This is a genomic window from Desulfovibrio sp. 1188_IL3213 (genome assembly GCF_036763145.1).
Lineage (GTDB): Bacteria > Desulfobacterota > Desulfovibrionia > Desulfovibrionales > Desulfovibrionaceae > Desulfovibrio.
This window is the reverse complement of record NZ_JBAIYR010000428.1, coordinates 1-1,876: the sequence shown is the minus strand read 5'-3', so window position 1 is coordinate 1,876 and position 1,876 is coordinate 1. Positions and strand designations below refer to the sequence as shown.

Here is a 1,876-nt window from a genome sequence, read left to right as displayed (position 1 = left end):
GGGGATTTTCTTTGTAAACACCGGACCGCAGCCACGAACCTTCACCTATAAGGTCAGAGCCGCCACACGCGGGCGTTTTGTGCTGCCTTCGGCCGTGGCCGAGGCCATGTATGAACCCGCGACCAATTGCGCGACTTTTGCCGTGAAGAGGCCGAGGTGCGCAAGACGCACAACGTCACGCATTACGACGCCTATTTCATGGCTCGGGTGGGTCTGCCCGAGCAGCCCCTGCCCGAGGATTTTCCCCGGCGCATTTATGTGACCTTTGATGTGGACGCATTTGACGCCTCGCTCATGCCTGCCACCGGCACCCCTTCGCCGGGGGGCATAAGTTGGCGCGAGGCCCATTTCATTCTTGAACGCTGCATGGCCGGGCGCAGGGTGGTGGGGTTTGATGTGGTGGAACTGGCGCCCATACAGGGGCTGCACCACTGCAATTTTACGGCTGCCAAGCTGACGCATCTGCTTATGGGGCTGGCCCAGGCGGCCAATACTGGCCCTGACGGAGCCTGAGCGGAAGCGTCTTGTCTGCCGCCTGGAGGTTGGCGTGGCCGGCGGGGTCTTGTGGCGTTTATGGTGCATCCGGGGTTTGCGCCAGCCCCGTTACTTGCCAGCCCCGGTATTCGGGTCAGACCCGATGCTGACGTCAGTCCCGGCGCTCTCTGCATCAAGGCATGATTTTTTACAAGGAGCAAAAAATGAAGAACACTGTGGTCACCTTTCGCGCCGCCAAAGGGCAGGGCAAACTTGCGGTGCTTACCGCCTATGACTACAGCACGGCCCGCGTCATGGACGCCGTCGGGGTTAACGCTCTGCTGGTCGGGGATTCTCTCGGCATGGTCATGCTGGGGCATGAGGACACGCTGGGTGTCACCGTGGACGATATGGTACGCCACAGCGCCGCTGTGGCGCGCGGCGCGGAGCAGGCTCTTGTTATCTGCGATATGCCCTATATGAGCTATCATACCGGGGTTGACGAGGCCGTGCGCAATGCCGGAAGGCTGGTGACGGAAGGGCGCGCCCAGGCCGTCAAGCTGGAGGGCGGTGCGGAATTTTGCGATGAGGTCAGGGCCATTGTGCGGGCTTCCATTCCTGTCATGGGGCATCTTGGCCTTACGCCCCAGTCCGTAAACGCCCTGGGCGGCTTCAAGATGCAGGGCAAAACCCCGGCAGCGGCCCAAAAACTTCTGGACGACGCCCGCGCCCTTCAGGAGGCCGGAGCCTTTGCCCTGGTGCTTGAGTGCGTTCCCGCCCCGCTGGCGGCCCGTATTACCAAGGAACTTGCCATACCTGTCATCGGCATCGGCGCAGGGGCCGACTGCGATGGTCAGGTGCTGGTCTGGCAGGACATGGCGGGCCTCAATGCCCGGCCGCTGCCACGTTTTGTAAAGTATTTCGGCTCTGTGGACATGGCCCTGCGTGACGCCATCGAAGCCTATATCCGCGAGGTGCGGGTGGGGGCTTTTCCCGGTGAAGAGCACTGCTACCCCTTGCCCGAAGGTATGGAAAAAACCCTGAAAAAACTCAAATAATCCGGCCATGCAGCCGCCAGAAGCCCAAGCGTCCGTACAGGGGCCACATTGGCAGGTTCACCGGCAGTCCAGAGCAGATTAACTTTGAACTACTTCACATTTCAAAGTTTTCATTCAGCCGGAAAATGTGATTTTCAGCTGAATCCACGCCACATTGTGCGCGCTCGTGACGACACTGTCTAGATGTAGAGCATTTACACTTTTTCAAAGGTAAAATGCTCTAGAGCAGATTAACTTTGAGAATATACATTCTCAAAGTTTAAGGCACGCTCACTTCGGCGTTTAACCGCGCAGATAAACTGCGCTTACGCCTCCGTAGCGAACGTCTGCTCACGCAGCCGTCC

General features: G+C 59.2%; 2 protein-coding genes and 1 pseudogene. All 3 read left to right on the top strand.

What is annotated here, in order from left to right:
* Nucleotides 1-4: 4 nt before the first annotated feature.
* A pseudogene (locus tag V6C16_RS15005) lies at nt 5-106 on the top strand (hypothetical protein); the annotation flags it as partial.
* A gap of 20 nt (nt 107-126) precedes the next feature.
* Entirely contained in the window at nt 127-513 is a 387-nt protein-coding gene (locus tag V6C16_RS12245) for an arginase family protein (protein ID WP_333543326.1), read from the top strand.
* Between the two features lie 185 nt (nt 514-698).
* Nucleotides 699-1,532, top strand: a complete 834-nt coding sequence (gene panB, locus V6C16_RS12240; RefSeq protein ID WP_333536505.1) for a 3-methyl-2-oxobutanoate hydroxymethyltransferase — start codon at nt 699-701, stop codon at nt 1,530-1,532.
* The last annotated feature ends 344 nt before the right edge of the window (nt 1,533-1,876 follow it).